Origin of the sequence: Acinetobacter gerneri DSM 14967 = CIP 107464 = MTCC 9824, from assembly GCF_000368565.1 — a bacterium.
Lineage (GTDB): Bacteria > Pseudomonadota > Gammaproteobacteria > Pseudomonadales > Moraxellaceae > Acinetobacter > Acinetobacter gerneri.
Window position 1 is genome coordinate 520,951 of record NZ_KB849544.1, and the last position, 16,881, is coordinate 537,831.

Sequence of the window (16,881 nt, forward strand, 5' to 3'; positions counted from 1 at the left end):
TATTAAATTTTAAGCTGTTAATTCTTTCACAGCATTCACCACTGCATCAGTCGTGATACCAAAGTGTTGATATAAATCTTTGGCAGGTGCAGATTCACCATAAGTTGTCATACCGATCACGCGGCCATCAAGACCAACGAATTTCCACCAGTAGTCAACATGAGCTGCTTCAACTGCAACACGAGCACGGATATGTGCAGGTAAAACTGCTTCACGATAAGCAGCATCTTGTTTTACAAATTCTTCAGCACACGGCATAGAAACCACACGTACACCTTCTAATTGTGCATATGCTTCCATTGCCAATGAAACTTCAGAACCTGTTGCAATAATGATTGCTTTCAATTCGCCTTTTTCTTCAGCCAATACATAACCGCCTTTCGCAGCATTTTCAATTTGCGCTTGAGTACGTGTTTGGAATGGTAAGTTTTGACGAGAGAAAATCAACGCAGTAGGACCTTCGCTACGTTGTACCGCAGATTTCCATGCAATAACTGTTTCTACAGTATCCGCAGGACGCCATGTATTTAAGTTTGGCGTACCACGTAAAGATGCAATTTGTTCTACAGGTTGATGTGTAGGACCATCTTCACCCAAGCCAATTGAGTCATGTGTATAGACATGGATCACACGTTGTTTCATCAATGCTGACATACGTACGGCATTACGTGCATATTCCATAAACATAAGGAATGTTGCTACATAAGGAATGAAGCCGCCGTGCAATGCTACGCCATTGGCAATTGCAGTCATACCGAACTCACGTACACCATAATGAACATAGTTACCAGCAGGATCTGATTCTACACCTTTCGCACCTTTCCAAAGTGTAAGGTTTGAACCGGCTAAGTCAGCAGAACCACCCAACAATTCTGGAAGTAATGGACCAAATGCTTGCAAAGTATTTTGGCTTGCTTTACGTGTTGCAATTGTTTCTGCTTTAGCATTTGTTTCAGCAATAAAAGCATCGGCTTTCGCAGCAAAGTCTGCAGGTAACACACCACCTTCACGACGAAGCAATTCAGCAGCTTCAGTTGGGTATTTTGCTTGATAAGCAGCAAATGTTTTATCCCAATTCGCTTCAGATGTCGCACCCTTTTCTTTAGCATTCCATGCAGCATAAATATCAGCAGGAATAACAAATGCTTCTTCTGTCCAGCCCAATGCTTGACGAGTTAATGCAATTTCATCATTACCAAGTGGTGCACCGTGGCAATCTTCTTTACCTTGTTTGTTTGGTGAACCTAAACCGATCACAGTTTTACACATGATCAATGTTGGTTTAGCTGTTTCAGCTTTTGCTTCTACAGTTGCTTTACGGATCGCATCAGCATCGTGACCATCAACTTTGAGAACTTGCCAGCCATAAGCTTTGAAGCGTTGCTCTGTATCATCAGAGAACCAACCTTCTACTTCACCGTCGATCGAAATACCATTGTCATCATAATACGCAACAAGTTTTCCAAGACCTAAAGTGCCTGCCAAAGAACATGCTTCATGAGAAACACCTTCCATCAAACAACCATCACCCAAGAAACAATAAGTAAAATGATCTACAACTTGGATATCATCTTTATTGAACTGAGCCGCCAAAGTTTTTTCTGCCAATGCAAAACCTACAGCATTTGCAATCCCTTGACCCAACGGACCTGTCGTAGTTTCAATACCAGGTGCATAACCCAATTCTGGGTGACCAGGCGTTTTAGAATGTAACTGACGGAATTGTTTTAAATCTTCGATAGAAAGATCATAACCTGTCAAATGCAAAAGTGCGTATTGCAACATTGAACCATGACCATTTGAAAGCACAAAGCGGTCACGGTTAATCCAATTTGGGTTTTGCGGATTATGATTTAAAAATTCACGCCAAACGACATCAGCGATATCTGCCATCCCCATTGGAGCACCTGGATGTCCAGAATTTGCTTTTTGCACAGCATCCATTGCTAATACACGTATTGCGTTGGCAAAACGACGTTCATTAAGCGGGGTTGTCATAAATCTCAGTCCAATAATTGGTTAAATGTGGAAGATGAATACAAATTCAATGAGGGTCTATTGTCTTAAAAAATCATTAAAGCGTAAAGACTAATAATCTATATTTAACGTCCTTATACACAAAAGAACAAAAAATAATCAACCTTAAGTCAAAAAAATGCAATCACCCTGCTATTCAGCAAAATTTTCTGCAAAGCAAATTCGATTACGGCCTTGAGCCTTGGCTTGATATAAAGCAATATCAGCCGCATTTAAAGCCTCAGTCACTTTAGTATCATTGCGAATAAATGCAATGCCCATACTTCCAGTCACTTTAAAAGTCGTATTTTTTGCAAGCCTATGATCAATTTCAGATAAAGCACGTATACAACGCTGTGCGATCATCCGCGCTGTTTTTTCGTCCGTATTTTTTAAAATCATCAAAAATTCTTCACCGCCATAACGCCCTAAAATGTCCGTACCACGAATGTTCTCTTGAATCGTATTTGCAACAGTAATCAGCACTTGATCACCAATCAAATGACCATAACGATCGTTCACTTGTTTAAAATTATCCAAATCCAACATGATAATTGCATGATGCTGAACATCATCCATTTGCAATAACAGCTCTGTCAGTTTGCGACGATTATAGACACCCGTTAAAGAATCGAACTGCACCAGATGCGCAATATACATCTCTCTTTCACGCCATTGCTTAATAATCATATTCAACAAATACAATGATATAAACAAAACTGGGAAACAAAAGTACCCCATGGTACCCAACCAAAGAGAGTTTCGATAATAAGGCTGTCCAATATTTTCAAAATTGAAAAGAGGCGCATAAACCAATTGATTTTGTAGTGTTAAATGTCCAATGATCCCAGAAACGATTGATACTGAGACAATCACTGAAAAAATAATCCGACTATTAAATAAAATTAGTCCAACAAATAAATAACATGCGGCATTGACAATGGTGCTGGCTGAAAAAATGCCTGACATATAGGCATCGTACAACTGGGCTAGCCCAAATATTTGTACCGTAAAATAAGGGGCTATATGATAAAATTTTCTTTGATCAATACAAAAAAAGCCCAAAATAATGAGAGCAAATGCGACACCGATCTCAATCAACTCAATTCTGAGCTGATACAACATCGCAGGCAAATGAATAAATGGATGGTATTCGGGTGTAAAGTAAATCACCCCTTTCCATAAAATCCATAAAATTTTGATAAAAATAAAGAAAGCAAAGACAAATATAGACTTTTTAATCGGATTCCAATTTAAGATTCGATGATCACTGAATAATTGATCTATCCGTTGATCCATCAATTTTAAAAAAGGATTCATTAAGATATTAATGCCTATTTTAGTGTTAAAATATGAGCATATTTTATAACAAATATATGAAATAACAATAATATAAATCAAATTATTTTGAATCTTGTTATTTTTTAATCACTTAAATTTTTAGTCACAATGCTTTAATTTGATATATATCACATATTAATATTTTAATTTGATACATTGTACATTAATAAAAATATAATTTTCATTTGATTTTTACTTTTAATTTCTTAAATTAATCATTTATTCTTTCATCCATGAAATTGATCAATTTATTATCTTTTTCACTTTTTATCACAACAATCCCTGCTCTATATCATGATTTCTGATGAGCATATCAATTAAAAAGTCTACGAATTGAAATATTTTCATGCATTTTAGTCAGGTTCTGCTAGTCCTTAAGCCGAAGTCGATGTAACATAACGCGTCTTTTGTATAACTGTAATAGGACTTTCATGCGCGAGTACGCTGTTTTTACTTCGGAATCTGTAAGCGAAGGTCATCCCGATAAAATGGCTGACCAAATCAGTGACGCTATTTTGGATGCAATCTTAAAAGAAGACCCTTATGCACGGGTTGCTTGTGAAACATTAGTAAAAACTGGTGCGGTCGTGCTTGCAGGTGAAATTACCACGACTGCAAATGTAGATTTCGAAGCAATTGTTCGTCAAACCGTAAACGGTATTGGCTACCATCACACTGATCTTGGTTTTGATGGCTCAACTTGTGCCGTTATCAATATGATCGGTAAACAATCTCCTGAAATCGCTCAAGGTGTCGATCGCCAAAAACCTGAAGATCAAGGTGCTGGTGACCAAGGCTTAATGTTTGGTTATGCAAGCCGTGAAACAGATGTTTTAATGCCTGCTCCAATCTCTTATGCGCATCGTTTGATGGAACGCCAAGCTGAGCTTCGTCGTTCTGGCGCATTACCTTGGTTACGCCCAGATGCTAAAAGCCAAGTGACATTTGCTTATGAAAATGGCAAACCAGTTCGTTTAGATGCTGTGGTACTTTCGACTCAACATGATCCTGAAATTACTCAAACTGCTTTGAAAGAAGCAATCATTGAAGAAATTATCAAACCAGTGATTCCAAGTGAAATGTTCCATGCAGGCACCAAATTCCACATCAATCCAACAGGTTTGTTTGTGATCGGTGGTCCTGTAGGTGACTGTGGCTTAACAGGTCGTAAAATTATTGTAGATACTTACGGCGGTATGGCTCGTCACGGTGGTGGTGCTTTCTCTGGTAAAGATCCATCAAAAGTTGACCGCTCTGCTGCTTATGCAGGTCGTTATGTGGCTAAAAATATCGTAGCTGCTGGTCTTGCAGATAAATGTGAAATCCAAGTGTCTTATGCAATTGGTGTTGCTGAGCCGACTTCTATTTCGATCAATACATTTAACACTGGTAAAGTTGACGATGAAGTCATCGTGCAATTGGTTCGTGAACATTTTGATTTACGTCCATTTGGTATCACACGTATGCTTGATCTCCTTCAACCAATGTACAAACAGACTGCTGCATATGGTCACTTTGGTCGTCAAGGTTCTGATCATGCCTTTACTTGGGAAAAAACAGATAAAGTTGAAGCATTAAAAGCATCTGCTGGTCTGTAATCTTTTCAGTAAAATCAAATATTTTAAAAGCCTGCATTATTGCGGGCTTTTTTATGCCGAATGATAAATCTTTAAAATGTATAAAATAAATAATTTAAAAATATCAAATCTAAGCCACTTTAAAATCCCCATTCCCTGCTATATTTTTGTAAGATGTTATACTTATTTTCATTTGAGGATGAGCAAAATGGCTGTACTGCTGCAAGTTGATTTCCCAAGCCAAGGTCCATTTAAACAAGAGATGGCGATTGCTTTCAAGGCATTGGCTGAAAGCATCAATCTGGAAAATGGAATGATTTGGAAAATTTGGACTGAAAATAGCGAAACATTAGAGTCTGGTGGCGTGTATTTATTTGATAATCAAGCCAATGCAGAAACTTATTTAAAAATGCATACAGCACGTTTAGAAAGTTTTGGTCTAACAGATATTCGAGCTAAAATTTTCGAAATTAATCAAGAACTTTCAAAGATTAATCACGCACCAATTTAAAAGCTGATCCCGTTACAGAACTATTAATCATAGCACTCAGATCATAACTGAAATTGTAGTACTGACTAAAATTACGAATTACGCGCGTGAGAAAATACTGTAAATGAAAAAACCATGTGTACATTTCATCGCTGAGTTTGAAATCATTTTAATCATAATCTAAACAAAACCAAGCCCTGTTTTGCCTATCAAAAACGATAATTTTTCACAAAAGAAATCCTGCTTTTTGCAGGATTTCTTTTAATTTGAATCATGATTTTGCATTGCTTTATCACGATTTAAAAACTCTAGAAGTGATTGCTGTCTAGGCGTATCTTCATGATTTTTGATATAAGCATGGATCAGACTCAGTGTAACAACGACAACGAGTGAAGCCACGACACAAAAAATCCACATACTGATGGGACTACGAATGTGATGTGAACCACAATGAGGACATTCTTTATGCGCATTTGTCAGCACATGTTCGCAACAAGCACAATGGTAACGTAATATCATCATTGATCTCCTTTTATTATATTTATTGGTTGTTTATTCAATATTCCTTGACCGTCATCGAATCAATTTTCCAAATTGATTGAATCGAAATATCCAACTCCAATGACATGCTTTAAGATTAGCTATAGCCGAATATTTTGTCAACCAGATCACAAAACAAATGAGAAAATCAAAAAAAATGTGAATATTTTCAAACCAATTCATTTTATATTTTTTTAGTATAATGGCATTATTTATCACTTATATGACAGAATACAGTCTATTTCATGACAATTTAGGGCTTGCTCATCATGGTACAATTGATCAATAAAGGTGGTTTTCGCGAACGTGCCAATCGTAGTCGTAAATATGGTCAGTCTGAAAACCAACAAACAGTACTCAATCCAAATAGCTATCAACCACAACAAAAAAAAGACGATGATCAAACATCGCCTTCAAAAACCTCATCAAATCAAGCCGAGTTAGAAAATAAAACTCAAGATTGAACTGCGGGTACAATATTCATTTCAGATTTTATAAATTTCAAATATTTTACTTTTAAAAGAAGCCCAGCATTTTAATCGCATCAAACCATAAAAATATGGCAAAAAACAAAAATAAGATCCCTGACAAAATATCGATATAACTCCCCGAACGTTGATACAAAGCCTTAATTTTAGGAATCGACATCACCATCATCAACAAAGAAAAGACCACTAATGTTTGAATTGGGATAATCACGGCTAACAATGGTTTGAGGTGTTCGCTCGCGGTAGAACTCAGCGCCAATGAAAAAACACTGCTGAAATAAATTAAAATCTTCGGATTGGCAAGATTGGTAAACAATCCCATAAGAAAATAATTTTTTTGCTCCGCCAATGTGCCATCGAGTTGGGCTTCATTTTTCAAAGAAGCAAGACCACCTTTTAGCATGGCATAGCCCATTTTTGCCAAAAAGAAACCACCGATCAACATGAGAATCTGTTGTATCCACGGCCAGTTCTGCATCAACACAGTAAAACCAAGTAATGTCAATGCAACCCAAACCACGACACCGGCAGAAATTCCTAAGATAATTTTTAGGGTATTGCTACGAGTAGTTGAAGCTGAGCTTTTTGCAACCAAGAGCACATCTGGACCAGGACTTAACTGTGCAATAAAATGTAAAGCACATATCGTCAATAAAACTGACATAAGCGTTTAATGAATAAAAATGTGCCAATAGTATAAAAGCTAAATCATCATCATGTGAGAATTATTCAACAAATAAAAAAGCCGAATCAATGATTCGGCCGTATTTTATACAATTTCTTATTTTTGGTTGACGTCTTTCAATTCAATTTGTTTGCGTTCAGGCTCTACTTCACGTGCCTCACCATCAATAATTGAAGAATCACGGTATTGACCACCGCCCTGTTGATTTTGCATATCTTGCATTTGACGCATCAAATCAGCGAATGGGTTTTGTCCAGCTTGACCGCCCATATCTCCCATTGATCCGCCCATCATGCCACCCATCATTTTGTTCATCATGGCTTGTTGGCGTTTTGCAATCATATTCATCGCAAAATTACGTGCGAGTTTTTGTACACCTGGAATCAAAATAATGATCGCCAAAGCATCTGTGATCAGACCCGGAATCATCAATAAGAAACCAGAAATCGCTACGGTCAATTTTTTACTCACATCTGCATCCATTCCCATTTGGCCTGTCATTTGCATTTGTTGCATCTGAGGCATAATGGTCGCAGTGCTTGAGCGAATCATACTTAAACCGATAAAGAATGTGATAAAGAACGAGAAAAAGACGTACCAACCGCTAATGAATTGTGCTACACCAATCCATACAGCAATTTCTAAAATAAAGTAGATTAGAATAAGCGGAAATAATTTCATTGAATGTCTATCGTCTATAAATTTGAAAATGCTCAGCCTAAACTCTTACCGCTGTTCAAGCTGCTCGATCTGTTAAAATAAAACAGACAATATTGTTTATGGGTACGAATTTTACGAACTCAAGTTTTTTTCGAGAAAATTCACAAACTTTTATCGATTCTTTAATCATGACGATGCATAGCTTCGCATTTTTTAGATCAATAGATCTCTTTCATAAATCGAAAATATACGATCATTCATTATTTTGAAAGTGGATGTTGGATATCTCTTCTCCTTCGGGAAAAGCTTAGAATGAGGGGAAATTTCGGATAGAATCCTCACCCTCTTGCGGAATATCTTCCTCATCCTTTAAAAAGGAGAGTGGATTTCATTGTAAAACCTAATTTTAATTTAATATCTATTTATGCAAGTGATCTAATAATAAGATGCTCTTTAGTTTCAAGAGTGAATATCTAACTCACTTTGTAATACAGTTCGATAACTATGCTACTTTTTCTTTGCTACCTTTTCTACGCGACTTTCTCCATATCAAAAACAACCAATGCTGAATAGATATTGAGCCCTTCACTATTGACCATCGTTTGGTATTTTATATTACGCATTTGCACACGATAACCGTCACGTAAACGACCAGCGATCCATTGATTGATGTGTTCTGCTAAAGCTTGCGCAGAATAATCTTCAAAACCTTGTATTTGCATAGCACACCTCTTTAATTGTTTATTATTCGAAGCAAATAGGATCAATTTTGTCTAATTTTAAAGCATAAAATCCATTCGCATTTTATAGCTTGAAAATATGACATGCATATAACACAAATCTTATGTAACAATAGACTGGTTATTTTTCGCAAAGTTTTACTATGTCATTGATTATTGGTATTGATCCAGGTTCACGTTTAACAGGTTACGGCATTATCGAACGTGACGGTAGTAAACTACGCTTTGTCGATGCTGGTACGATTCGTACCGAAACCACTGAAATTCCTGAAAGGCTCAAACGAATATTTGCAGGCGTTGATCGTATTGTAAAATTTCATGGTCCTACGGAAGCTGCCGTTGAACAAGTTTTTATGGCTCAAAATCCAGATTCTGCACTTAAACTTGGACAAGCACGTGGTGCTGCCATTGCTGCATTGGTCAATCTTGATCTAAAAGTTGCTGAATACACAGCGCGCCAAATCAAGCAATCTGTGGTTGGCTACGGTGCTGCCGATAAAGAGCAAGTGCAAATGATGGTGATGAAATTATTAGATTTATCTATTCGCCCACAAGCCGATGCTGCCGATGCACTTGCAGCAGCTATTTGTCATGCACATGCCTCTGGAAGTATGAGCAAACTCGCAGTACTCAACTCATTAGGGGGCATGGCACGAGGACGCAGTCGTTATAGTGGACGTAGACGCTAATCTCGGTTTTAAAAAGCTATATTTAGGACTAAAAATTAACTGAGATGCCCTGCTATATCTTTACGAATTTGCGCCAAAGATGGTTGTTTAGAATAGGTTAAAATCTTGGTTATACCTGTATCTCTGATATTTTTACTCTGTTCAGCATCAACTCGGATAATCACCAATTCTTCTAAAAACTTGCGTGAGTCTTCTTTACAGATCGCCACGCCATTAAACTTATCAATCACTTTATATTGAGGAAAAGCTTTTTCAATTTGTTGTTTCAGGCTCAGTTTTGGAGTGCTATTCCCTCCAGTTTGGGTATAGATCACCATCAGCACACAAAGCACTAAAACGATACCGATAATCACATATTTATCCACCTATTTCCCCTTTATAAGATAACGACAAAAGAACTAACGAAGCATTTTAAAATGCGCAAATGGTTCAGCATCTGATAGAACTTCTTGGGCGATACCTTCCACATTCGCGCGGAGTGGACCGATATAACTCAGCTTAATCATCGCTTGCAAATCAGCTTCTGGACCTTGGATCACAGCTTCTACATCACCATTTTCCAAGTTTTTTACATGTTTTGAGCATTTTGTTCAAACCAACGGCGATAACCCACGCCCTGAACACGCCCACGGATGATCAATTTAATGGTTTTCATCAGTTCACCACCTGATAAATTGCACTATTCATATGATGCGCTTGCAAACCGCGCTGTCCTGATTTTGCTAAAATGTCGCCTGCTTTAGCATGTAAAGTCACAATATCATGTAAACTGATTTCTGTATGTAACTGCGCTTTTAAGCTCGCAATCATACCCGCGAGCACATCCCCCATTCCACCTGTACCCATCCCTGCATTTCCCACAGTACAAATCCATAACTCATCATCATAAGTTAAACTACCAGAGCCTTTAAGTACCCACTGTCCCTGATATTTTTCACGTAATAAATGAATCGAATCTATACGATTATTTTCGATTTCACCAATTGAACAATCCAGTAATTTTGCAGCTTCCCCCGGATGAGGAGTCAAATAATAATGCGAATCCAAAAGTTCAGGATTTAAAGCCAAAAACCAAAGTGCATCAGCATCCAAAACGATTTCTAAATTTTTAGCCTGACGAATCAGTGGATACCATTGATGGTACTGACTTTCAGCCCAATCATCGCGACCAAGCCCCATGCCAAAACATACGGCATCGACATGATCCAACAAAGCTTCAATCTCTTGTTTTTCAAGTAGATTGATATCGCGAAGCATGATATTCGGCGCACGAGAAAGAATCGCTTGATGGTGTTTAGCATCACATACGACAGTGACCTTACCAGCACCAGAGGCAAAGGCTGCTTCTGCGGACATCATCACCGCTCCACCCATTTCAGCATGACCACCCACCACCAAAACATGACCATAACTTCCCTTGTGCCCATAAGCTGCTCTTTTGGCTAAATGGACATTTTCAGGTGCAAGCTTTGCAATTGGACTTAATTCATTATCATTTGGAATCAAGGAAACAACCGAAACCTTGCCTGCATATTCCTTGCCTTTTCCAGTAAAAAGACCTGCTTTTAATGCTAAAACAGTAAATGTAAAATCCGCCTTGATACAGATCGGTAGGGTTTGCCCTGTATTTGCGTTAAGCCCACTTGGGATATCAATCGCAACTTTTAAACCGTCCTGACGATTTACACATTGAATGATCCGCTGCCAATTCTCATCCAAATCTCGGTTTAAACCAATGCCAAATAGTGCATCAATATGACAATCGAATTGCTGATCCAAGTGATGATCGAACTGATCATTTGATAGATTAATCTTGTGAATATTGACCTGATTTTGCAGTGCTGTTTCATAGGCTGCATGTAAATCTTTGGATGTGCCGAGCTCAGTTGCAAAAACTGCAATCCGATATCCCCACTGACTTAAATAAGTCGCAATACAATAACCATCACCCGCATTATTTCCAGCACCACACCACACTGCGATTTTTTTAATATTGAGTAATTGAAATTGCTCATGCAGGCGCTGAGCAATACTCCAAGCCACTTGCTGCATCAAACCATAGGAACTATTTTGCTGCTCAAACCAACGACGTTCCCATGCTTGTATCTGCTGGCTATGATAAACTTGTTGATGCATTATTTTTCCTTTTGATCTGATTTATGGCATCTTCATCTTCTAAAAAACTCATCAGCGAACTTATTGATCCAGAAGCATTAAAATCATGGATTAAAGCTGAAGCCTTAGCATTAGGCTTTGCTGATTGTGTCATTGCCAAGCCAGATGCTCAAGCAGAATTGCCACGTTTTAAAGAATATATTAAACGTGGATATCATGGTGATATGAAATTTTTAGAGGAAAATCTAGAAAAACGTGCTGACCCCACACTGCTTGTACCTGGTACAAAAAGTGTGATTTGTGTCAGGATGAATTATTTAGTAGAAAAACCTGAGCCCCGCTTTGTTCCAGATGAACCCAATTCAGCGATTATCGCACGCTATGCGCGTGGACGTGATTATCACAAAATCATGCGTGGACGTTTAAAAACATTAGCAACAAAAATACGTGAAAAAGTAGGTGAATTTGAATCTCGTCCTTTTGCAGATTCTGCGCCAGTTTTTGAAAAATCTTTGGCTGAAAATGCGGGAATGGGCTGGACGGGCAAACACACTTTACTTATCCACAAAAAATCAGGCTCTTTTTTTGTTTTGGGCGAACTGTTCACTTCACTTGAATTACCATTCGATCAAGCTGCAACGAAACACTGTGGCTCCTGTTCAGCCTGTATCGACATTTGCCCGACAAAGGCCATCGTTGAACCTTATATGCTGGATGCCAGAAAATGTATTGCCTACCTCACCATTGAATATAAAGGCATTATTCCTGAAGATTTACGCAGAGGCATTGGCAATCGGGTCTTTGGTTGTGATGACTGCCAACTCATTTGCCCTTGGAATCGTTTTGCCAAAAAAGCCAGTATTGAGGATTTCAATCCACGGCATGGTCTGGATCAGGTTTCACTTTTGGATTTATGGAAGTGGGATGAAGAAACTTTTTTAAGCTGCACCGAAGGTAGCCCGATACGACGTACTGGCTTTCAAAGCTTTAAACGTAATATTGCGATTGGCTTGGGAAATGCGCCATTTTCACAAGAAATTGTTCAGGCATTAGAGCAAGACTTCCCTGCTCATGATGATATTGTGCAAGTCCATGTTGACTGGGCTCTACAAGAACAGCAACTCAAATTAAAACAAACTTTGTAAGGAACGTGCAAAAAACTGCGTGTAGAAATCAACTGACCTATTTCTTACAAAATTTGCAAATTTTATGACTTTTAGCAACAAATATAGAAATTTTAATTTTTTATAAAAACATATATTGTGACTAAATATCGCAATATATGGTAAATATTGCAAATAAATATTGAATAGTTTTTATCTAAAAGTTTCCAATTTTCAATCAGTAAAATTGATGTATTTTGAGATGATTTACCCTTTTCTCAAAAAAATATTCGGGTAAGATGTTATTAATCTTAAAATAAGTTTGGATAAAACATGCAAGTACGCAATGATTGGAGTCGTGAAGAAATTCAGGCACTTTATAATCAGCCATTTATGGATTTGGTCTTCCAAGCACAGCAAGTTCATCGCCAATATTTTGATGCAAATACGATTCAAGTCAGTACCTTACTGTCGATCAAAACAGGGAAATGTCCTGAAGACTGTAAATATTGTTCACAATCAGCACACTACGACTCAAAGCTTGAAGCTGAAAAGCGTATCGCTGTAGATAAAGTCATTAGTGAAGCAAAAGAAGCCTTAGCTTCGGGTTCTTCTCGTTTTTGTATGGGCGCTGCTTGGCGTAACCCGCATGAACGCGACATGCCTTATGTTTTAGAAATGGTTCGTGAAGTTAAAGCCTTAGGTCTTGAGACATGTATGACGCTGGGCATGCTCAATGAATCTCAAGCATCGCGTTTAAAAGATGCAGGTTTGGATTATTACAATCACAACCTAGATACTTCTCGTGAATACTATAGCAACATTATTAGTACCCGTACTTTTGATGACCGACTAAATACTCTAGATTTTGTACGTAAAGCTGGTATGAAAGTATGTAGTGGCGGCATCGTTGGATTAGGTGAAAATGAAAGTGATCGTATCGGTTTATTGCATGAACTTGCGACACTTGCTATTCATCCAGAATCAGTGCCAATCAACATGCTCGTGCCAATCGAAGGTACACCGCTTGCAGATGTAGAAAAGTTAGATGTCACTGATTGGATTCGTACGATCGCAGTAGCACGTATCATTATGCCGAAAAGTTATATCCGTCTATCCGCAGGTCGTGAATCATTAACTGATTCAGATCAAGCACTTGCATTTATGGCTGGTGCAAATTCACTATTTTCAGGTGAAAAGCTGTTAACGACTCCTAATGCTGGTGAAGGTAAAGATCGCCAATTATTTTCTAAACTCGGCTTAAAAGCTGAAAAAGCAAAGCCAACGGTTGCTGAACTTACTGTCGATGCAATGGCAAGCTAATCCTGTATCCGCTTCAATAAAGTAAAAAGTAGTTCAACTGCTTTTTACTTTTTTTAATAGATTCTTCACATAAATAATTCATGATTAAAACAACATTACATCAGCTATAAATAAAATAAACATACCCTCTCATATGTAATTAATTGTATTCACTAAACCATTCAAATGTGATTTTTCTTAAACAAATATTAAAAGATATTTTGTGATGAATATCACATATTTATAATGCCAGCCAATTATGAGGAGTGATATCTATGTTAAAAAATACTTTAATCGTAACTGGTTTAATTGCATCAGTAAGCATGGTTGGTTGTGCAAGCGTGAATCCTTCTACAGAACGTAATCTTAACCAATTGCAAAATAAAAATTGGGTATTGAGCCAACTTGGTGGCACAGCTTATAAAGCTGATCCAAATCAATCAAGCGTACCGCAAATCACTTTCAATAATTTGCAAATGAGTGGTACTGACGGATGTAATTCTTTTAATGGCGGTTATGCTGTTAAAGGTCAAAAAATCAAATTTTCAAGTATCAGCTCAACAGCTAAAGCCTGTTTAAATGCAACTGATTTGCCTGAAAAATTCAAAGTTGCACTGAACGACGTACAAAGCTATAAAGCTTCTGACGATAAACTTGAGTTTTTAAATCAAGATCGTAAAGTCATCATGATCTTTGAAAATAAAACCAACTAATAGATTTTAAATAGTTCATCATCACTGATGAGCTATTGATTGATGGGCTTTCATCTGGCCGAAAGCCCTTCTATTTCAAAATACAACTTATTCACCATTTTACTTAATACAAAAATGAATATAAAACGAGATAAAATCGCTATTTCTAGCATGAATATTCATTTGCATGACATTTAAAATAGTTTCTAAATCACATAAATACAAAGATGCTCTTTTAAAATACTTTTACTTTGACATATCAGACTTTTCAATTAGAAACTTCGCAGCTTTTGCATTAAGATAGTCAGTTCAGTTCCCACTGAATTTTGCATTACTCATTATTTAAGGTTTTATATGTCACAGGCAACTGCCAAAGCAGCTCCATCTTCTTCAAAATCAGACAATAAGAATAATGAAACTTCCAATCAATTGAAGGAATTTCGCACACCACCGCATAACCTAGCCATTGAGCAAGCGGTACTCGCAGCATTGATGACAGTTGCCGAATCATTTGAACAAGTCAGTGATGTATTAAATGAAAATGACTTTTATGCAACAAGACATAAATACATTTATCGTGCAATTGAAAAATTAGCCCAAGAAAGTTCGCCCTATGATGCGGTCTTGGTAAATGATTGGCTAATCAAACAAAATCTCTTAGATGCGATTGGTGGCGAAGAATATTTAATGCAATTGATGGCTGATTCTCCATCAAGTTTTTATAATCTTGAAACCTATGCCAATAAAATTAAGGAATTTGCGACTTTACGTAGCATGATCAAAGTCGGCAATGAAATCCTACAAAATGCTTATGACACCAAAGGTCGTGAAGTCAGTGAAATTTTGGATTTGGCAGAAACCAATATTTTCTCTATCGCTGAACAACATAACAACAATGCCAAGGCGCAAGGTCCGAAAGCGATTACTTCAGTCGTGGCAGATGTATTTGATAAGTTAAATGAACTTTCCCAAATGGAAGGCAATATTACTGGTTTAACGACGGGCTTCCTTGAGTTAGATAATAAAACGTCAGGGATGCAAGCGGGTGATATGATTATTGTCGCTGCTCGTCCTTCGATGGGTAAAACCACATTTGCCATGAATCTGGTAGAAAGTGTCTTATTTAACTGCGACTTACCTGCACTGGTATTTTCGATGGAGATGCCAGCAGATTCGATTGCTATGCGTCTGATTTCATCTTACGGTAAAGTCCACCAAGGGCATTTGCGTTCAGGGAAATTAGATGGTGATGAATGGTCTAAAGTTACTGGCACCATTTTACAACTTCAAGAAAAACATCTATATATTGATGATTCATCTGCCCTACCTCCAACGGAAGTTCGAGCACGAGCGAGACGTATAGCCAAGCAGCATGGGGGCAAACTCGGTTGTATCATGATCGATTACCTACAATTGATGAAAGTGCCAGGCATGGGTGATAACCGTGTTGGTGAGATTGGTGAAATTTCACGAAGTTTAAAAGCTTTAGCCAAAGAAATGATGTGCCCTGTTATTGCACTTTCACAGTTGAACCGTTCTCTGGAAAACCGACCAAATAAACGCCCTGTGATGTCAGATTTGCGTGAATCGGGTGCGATCGAGCAGGATGCCGATTTGATCATGTTTATTTATCGTGATGAAGTTTATAACAAAGAATCTAAAGAAGCAGGAACTGCTGAAATCATCATTGGTAAACAACGTAACGGCCCTATTGGTACTGTTCGTCTTGCTTTTGAAGGTCAATACACCCGCTTTAGTAACTTATCGCCTGAGTACTATGCTCAGTATGATGATGAAGAATAAAGGCCAATCAAATGATCATATTGCATACAAATTTTGTTTGTATTATGATTTACTTGGAGAGATTGAGTAGCTGTAACTACCCAATCCGTTCAGGTTAATACACTGATTGAGAAATCAATATAAGCACCAGAACGATAACGATGGTTCCGAACTGTCGCATCGTCGACCTCCAAGAGTTAATGCAACATTGAACTGTTACGGTCGCCCTAGCCTTATGCTTAAGGCAAAGCAAATGTAACATAAATATTAAAAGCCTCTACACATTAGGGGCTTTTATTTTGGCTATAATTTATTGATTTTTATACAAAATACTTAGCATACTAAAAATAAATAAGACTATTTGAATGAATTTTTAATCAATTTTTCAGATAATTTACAGCTTATACTTCCTACCATCTTGGATATATTTTCTAATTAAAAAAAACCTCCAAACCCACGTAAATTTTGATAAGACATTTGCCCTCATCAAATGCATATTTAATTTTTAAAATGTCCAATTTTCAAACATTCTCAATGAGATAAATCTAATATCTCTCCTTTTTCATCTAAATTTTCATTTAACATTCGTTAAATGTTTATGTTTATTTAGGCTTGATAGGACTACAATATTTCGTCGTTAACATATCTAAATGTAATGTTT

The 16,881-nt window shown here is 37.4% G+C and carries 16 protein-coding genes and 1 pseudogene; 8 read left to right on the top strand and 9 right to left on the bottom strand.

Translation table 11 applies throughout. From position 1 onward, the window contains the following. Nucleotides 1–9: 9 nt before the first annotated feature. Together tkt and F960_RS13720 are read right to left on the bottom strand one after the other, a co-directional pair. Complete coding sequence (gene tkt / locus F960_RS13715; protein ID WP_004866160.1) at nt 10–1,998, bottom strand: transketolase; 1,989 nt, start codon at nt 1,996–1,998, stop codon at nt 10–12. A 171-nt stretch (nt 1,999–2,169) separates the two neighbouring features. Further along, nucleotides 2,170–3,336, bottom strand: a complete 1,167-nt coding sequence (locus tag F960_RS13720; RefSeq protein ID WP_004866162.1) for a GGDEF domain-containing protein — start codon at nt 3,334–3,336, stop codon at nt 2,170–2,172. Between the two features lie 452 nt (nt 3,337–3,788). On the opposite strand from F960_RS13720, the gene metK reads away from it, so the two are divergent. Together metK and F960_RS13730 are read left to right on the top strand one after the other, a co-directional pair. Then, nucleotides 3,789–4,955, top strand: a complete 1,167-nt coding sequence (gene metK, locus F960_RS13725) for a methionine adenosyltransferase (RefSeq protein WP_004866166.1) — start codon at nt 3,789–3,791, stop codon at nt 4,953–4,955. Between the two features lie 187 nt (nt 4,956–5,142). Next, entirely contained in the window at nt 5,143–5,445 is a 303-nt protein-coding gene (locus F960_RS13730; protein ID WP_004866168.1) for a monooxygenase, read from the top strand. A 240-nt stretch (nt 5,446–5,685) separates the two neighbouring features. On the opposite strand, the gene F960_RS13735 is transcribed toward F960_RS13730, so the two are convergent. Further along, nucleotides 5,686–5,943 carry a hypothetical protein gene (locus F960_RS13735; RefSeq protein WP_004866170.1) on the bottom strand — a complete coding sequence of 86 codons (258 nt, stop codon included), beginning with the start codon at nt 5,941–5,943 and terminating at the stop codon, nt 5,686–5,688. A gap of 290 nt (nt 5,944–6,233) precedes the next feature. On the opposite strand from F960_RS13735, the gene F960_RS13740 reads away from it, so the two are divergent. Continuing rightward, the gene (locus tag F960_RS13740; RefSeq protein ID WP_004866172.1) at nt 6,234–6,428 is read left to right on the top strand and encodes a hypothetical protein; all 195 of its coding nucleotides are present in this window, start codon (nt 6,234–6,236) and stop codon (nt 6,426–6,428) included. Nucleotides 6,429–6,480: 52 nt separating this feature from the next. Here the strand turns inward: F960_RS13740 and F960_RS13745 are convergent, their stop codons facing one another. From F960_RS13745 to F960_RS13755, 3 genes are all read right to left on the bottom strand, one after another. Then, nucleotides 6,481–7,116, bottom strand: coding sequence for a LysE family transporter (locus F960_RS13745; protein ID WP_004866175.1), 636 nt, complete (start codon nt 7,114–7,116; stop codon nt 6,481–6,483). A gap of 117 nt (nt 7,117–7,233) precedes the next feature. Next, nucleotides 7,234–7,818 carry an FxsA family protein gene (locus tag F960_RS13750; protein ID WP_004866179.1) on the bottom strand — a complete coding sequence of 195 codons (585 nt, stop codon included), beginning with the start codon at nt 7,816–7,818 and terminating at the stop codon, nt 7,234–7,236. A gap of 509 nt (nt 7,819–8,327) precedes the next feature. Next, complete coding sequence (locus tag F960_RS13755) at nt 8,328–8,519, bottom strand: hypothetical protein (protein ID WP_004866180.1); 192 nt, start codon at nt 8,517–8,519, stop codon at nt 8,328–8,330. A gap of 161 nt (nt 8,520–8,680) precedes the next feature. Between F960_RS13755 and ruvC the strand changes: the two genes are divergently transcribed. Beyond that, nucleotides 8,681–9,226, top strand: a complete 546-nt coding sequence (gene ruvC, locus F960_RS13760; RefSeq protein WP_004866182.1) for a crossover junction endodeoxyribonuclease RuvC — start codon at nt 8,681–8,683, stop codon at nt 9,224–9,226. Nucleotides 9,227–9,261: 35 nt separating this feature from the next. On the opposite strand, the gene F960_RS13765 is transcribed toward ruvC, so the two are convergent. The 3 genes and pseudogenes from F960_RS13765 to F960_RS13775 form a co-directional block, all read right to left on the bottom strand. Next, nucleotides 9,262–9,591, bottom strand: a complete 330-nt coding sequence (locus F960_RS13765; protein ID WP_004866186.1) for a hypothetical protein — start codon at nt 9,589–9,591, stop codon at nt 9,262–9,264. Between the two features lie 33 nt (nt 9,592–9,624). Continuing rightward, nucleotides 9,625–9,881, bottom strand: a pseudogene (locus F960_RS13770) (acylphosphatase). Further along, nucleotides 9,881–11,362: a bifunctional ADP-dependent NAD(P)H-hydrate dehydratase/NAD(P)H-hydrate epimerase gene (locus F960_RS13775; RefSeq protein ID WP_004866189.1), complete on the bottom strand. Its 1,482-nt coding sequence runs from the start codon at nt 11,360–11,362 to the stop codon at nt 9,881–9,883. Before F960_RS13775 ends, F960_RS13770 begins: the two are co-directional and overlap by 1 nt. A gap of 23 nt (nt 11,363–11,385) precedes the next feature. On the opposite strand from F960_RS13775, the gene queG reads away from it, so the two are divergent. The 4 genes from queG (at nt 11,386) to dnaB (ending at nt 16,241) form a co-directional block, all read left to right on the top strand. Next, nucleotides 11,386–12,486: a tRNA epoxyqueuosine(34) reductase QueG gene (gene queG, locus F960_RS13780; protein WP_004866192.1), complete on the top strand. Its 1,101-nt coding sequence runs from the start codon at nt 11,386–11,388 to the stop codon at nt 12,484–12,486. Between the two features lie 291 nt (nt 12,487–12,777). After that, the gene (gene bioB / locus F960_RS13785) at nt 12,778–13,767 is read left to right on the top strand and encodes a biotin synthase BioB (protein ID WP_004866195.1); all 990 of its coding nucleotides are present in this window, start codon (nt 12,778–12,780) and stop codon (nt 13,765–13,767) included. 254 nt (nt 13,768–14,021) lie between these two features. Then, nucleotides 14,022–14,459: an META domain-containing protein gene (locus F960_RS13790; protein ID WP_004866200.1), complete on the top strand. Its 438-nt coding sequence runs from the start codon at nt 14,022–14,024 to the stop codon at nt 14,457–14,459. 333 nt (nt 14,460–14,792) lie between these two features. Beyond that, nucleotides 14,793–16,241: a replicative DNA helicase gene (dnaB, locus tag F960_RS13795; protein WP_004866204.1), complete on the top strand. Its 1,449-nt coding sequence runs from the start codon at nt 14,793–14,795 to the stop codon at nt 16,239–16,241. Nucleotides 16,242–16,881 lie beyond the last annotated feature (640 nt).

Excerpts from the sequence above, each read along its gene's own strand:
- F960_RS13750 (WP_004866179.1), bottom strand. The coding sequence starts at position 7,818 with ATGAAATTATTTCCGCTTATTCTAATCTACTTTATTTTAGAAATTGCT.
- F960_RS13735 (WP_004866170.1), bottom strand. The coding sequence starts at position 5,943 with ATGATATTACGTTACCATTGTGCTTGTTGCGAACATGTGCTGACAAAT.
- F960_RS13730 (WP_004866168.1), top strand. The coding sequence starts at position 5,143 with ATGGCTGTACTGCTGCAAGTTGATTTCCCAAGCCAAGGTCCATTTAAA.
- ruvC (WP_004866182.1), top strand. The coding sequence starts at position 8,681 with ATGTCATTGATTATTGGTATTGATCCAGGTTCACGTTTAACAGGTTAC.
- tkt (WP_004866160.1), bottom strand. The coding sequence starts at position 1,998 with ATGACAACCCCGCTTAATGAACGTCGTTTTGCCAACGCAATACGTGTA.
- F960_RS13740 (WP_004866172.1), top strand. The coding sequence starts at position 6,234 with ATGGTACAATTGATCAATAAAGGTGGTTTTCGCGAACGTGCCAATCGT.
- bioB (WP_004866195.1), top strand. The coding sequence starts at position 12,778 with ATGCAAGTACGCAATGATTGGAGTCGTGAAGAAATTCAGGCACTTTAT.
- queG (WP_004866192.1), top strand. The coding sequence starts at position 11,386 with ATGGCATCTTCATCTTCTAAAAAACTCATCAGCGAACTTATTGATCCA.
- F960_RS13755 (WP_004866180.1), bottom strand. The coding sequence starts at position 8,519 with ATGCAAATACAAGGTTTTGAAGATTATTCTGCGCAAGCTTTAGCAGAA.
- F960_RS13775 (WP_004866189.1), bottom strand. The coding sequence starts at position 11,362 with ATGCATCAACAAGTTTATCATAGCCAGCAGATACAAGCATGGGAACGT.
- F960_RS13720 (WP_004866162.1), bottom strand. The coding sequence starts at position 3,336 with ATGAATCCTTTTTTAAAATTGATGGATCAACGGATAGATCAATTATTC.
- F960_RS13790 (WP_004866200.1), top strand. The coding sequence starts at position 14,022 with ATGTTAAAAAATACTTTAATCGTAACTGGTTTAATTGCATCAGTAAGC.
- F960_RS13745 (WP_004866175.1), bottom strand. The coding sequence starts at position 7,116 with ATGTCAGTTTTATTGACGATATGTGCTTTACATTTTATTGCACAGTTA.
- dnaB (WP_004866204.1), top strand. The coding sequence starts at position 14,793 with ATGTCACAGGCAACTGCCAAAGCAGCTCCATCTTCTTCAAAATCAGAC.
- metK (WP_004866166.1), top strand. The coding sequence starts at position 3,789 with ATGCGCGAGTACGCTGTTTTTACTTCGGAATCTGTAAGCGAAGGTCAT.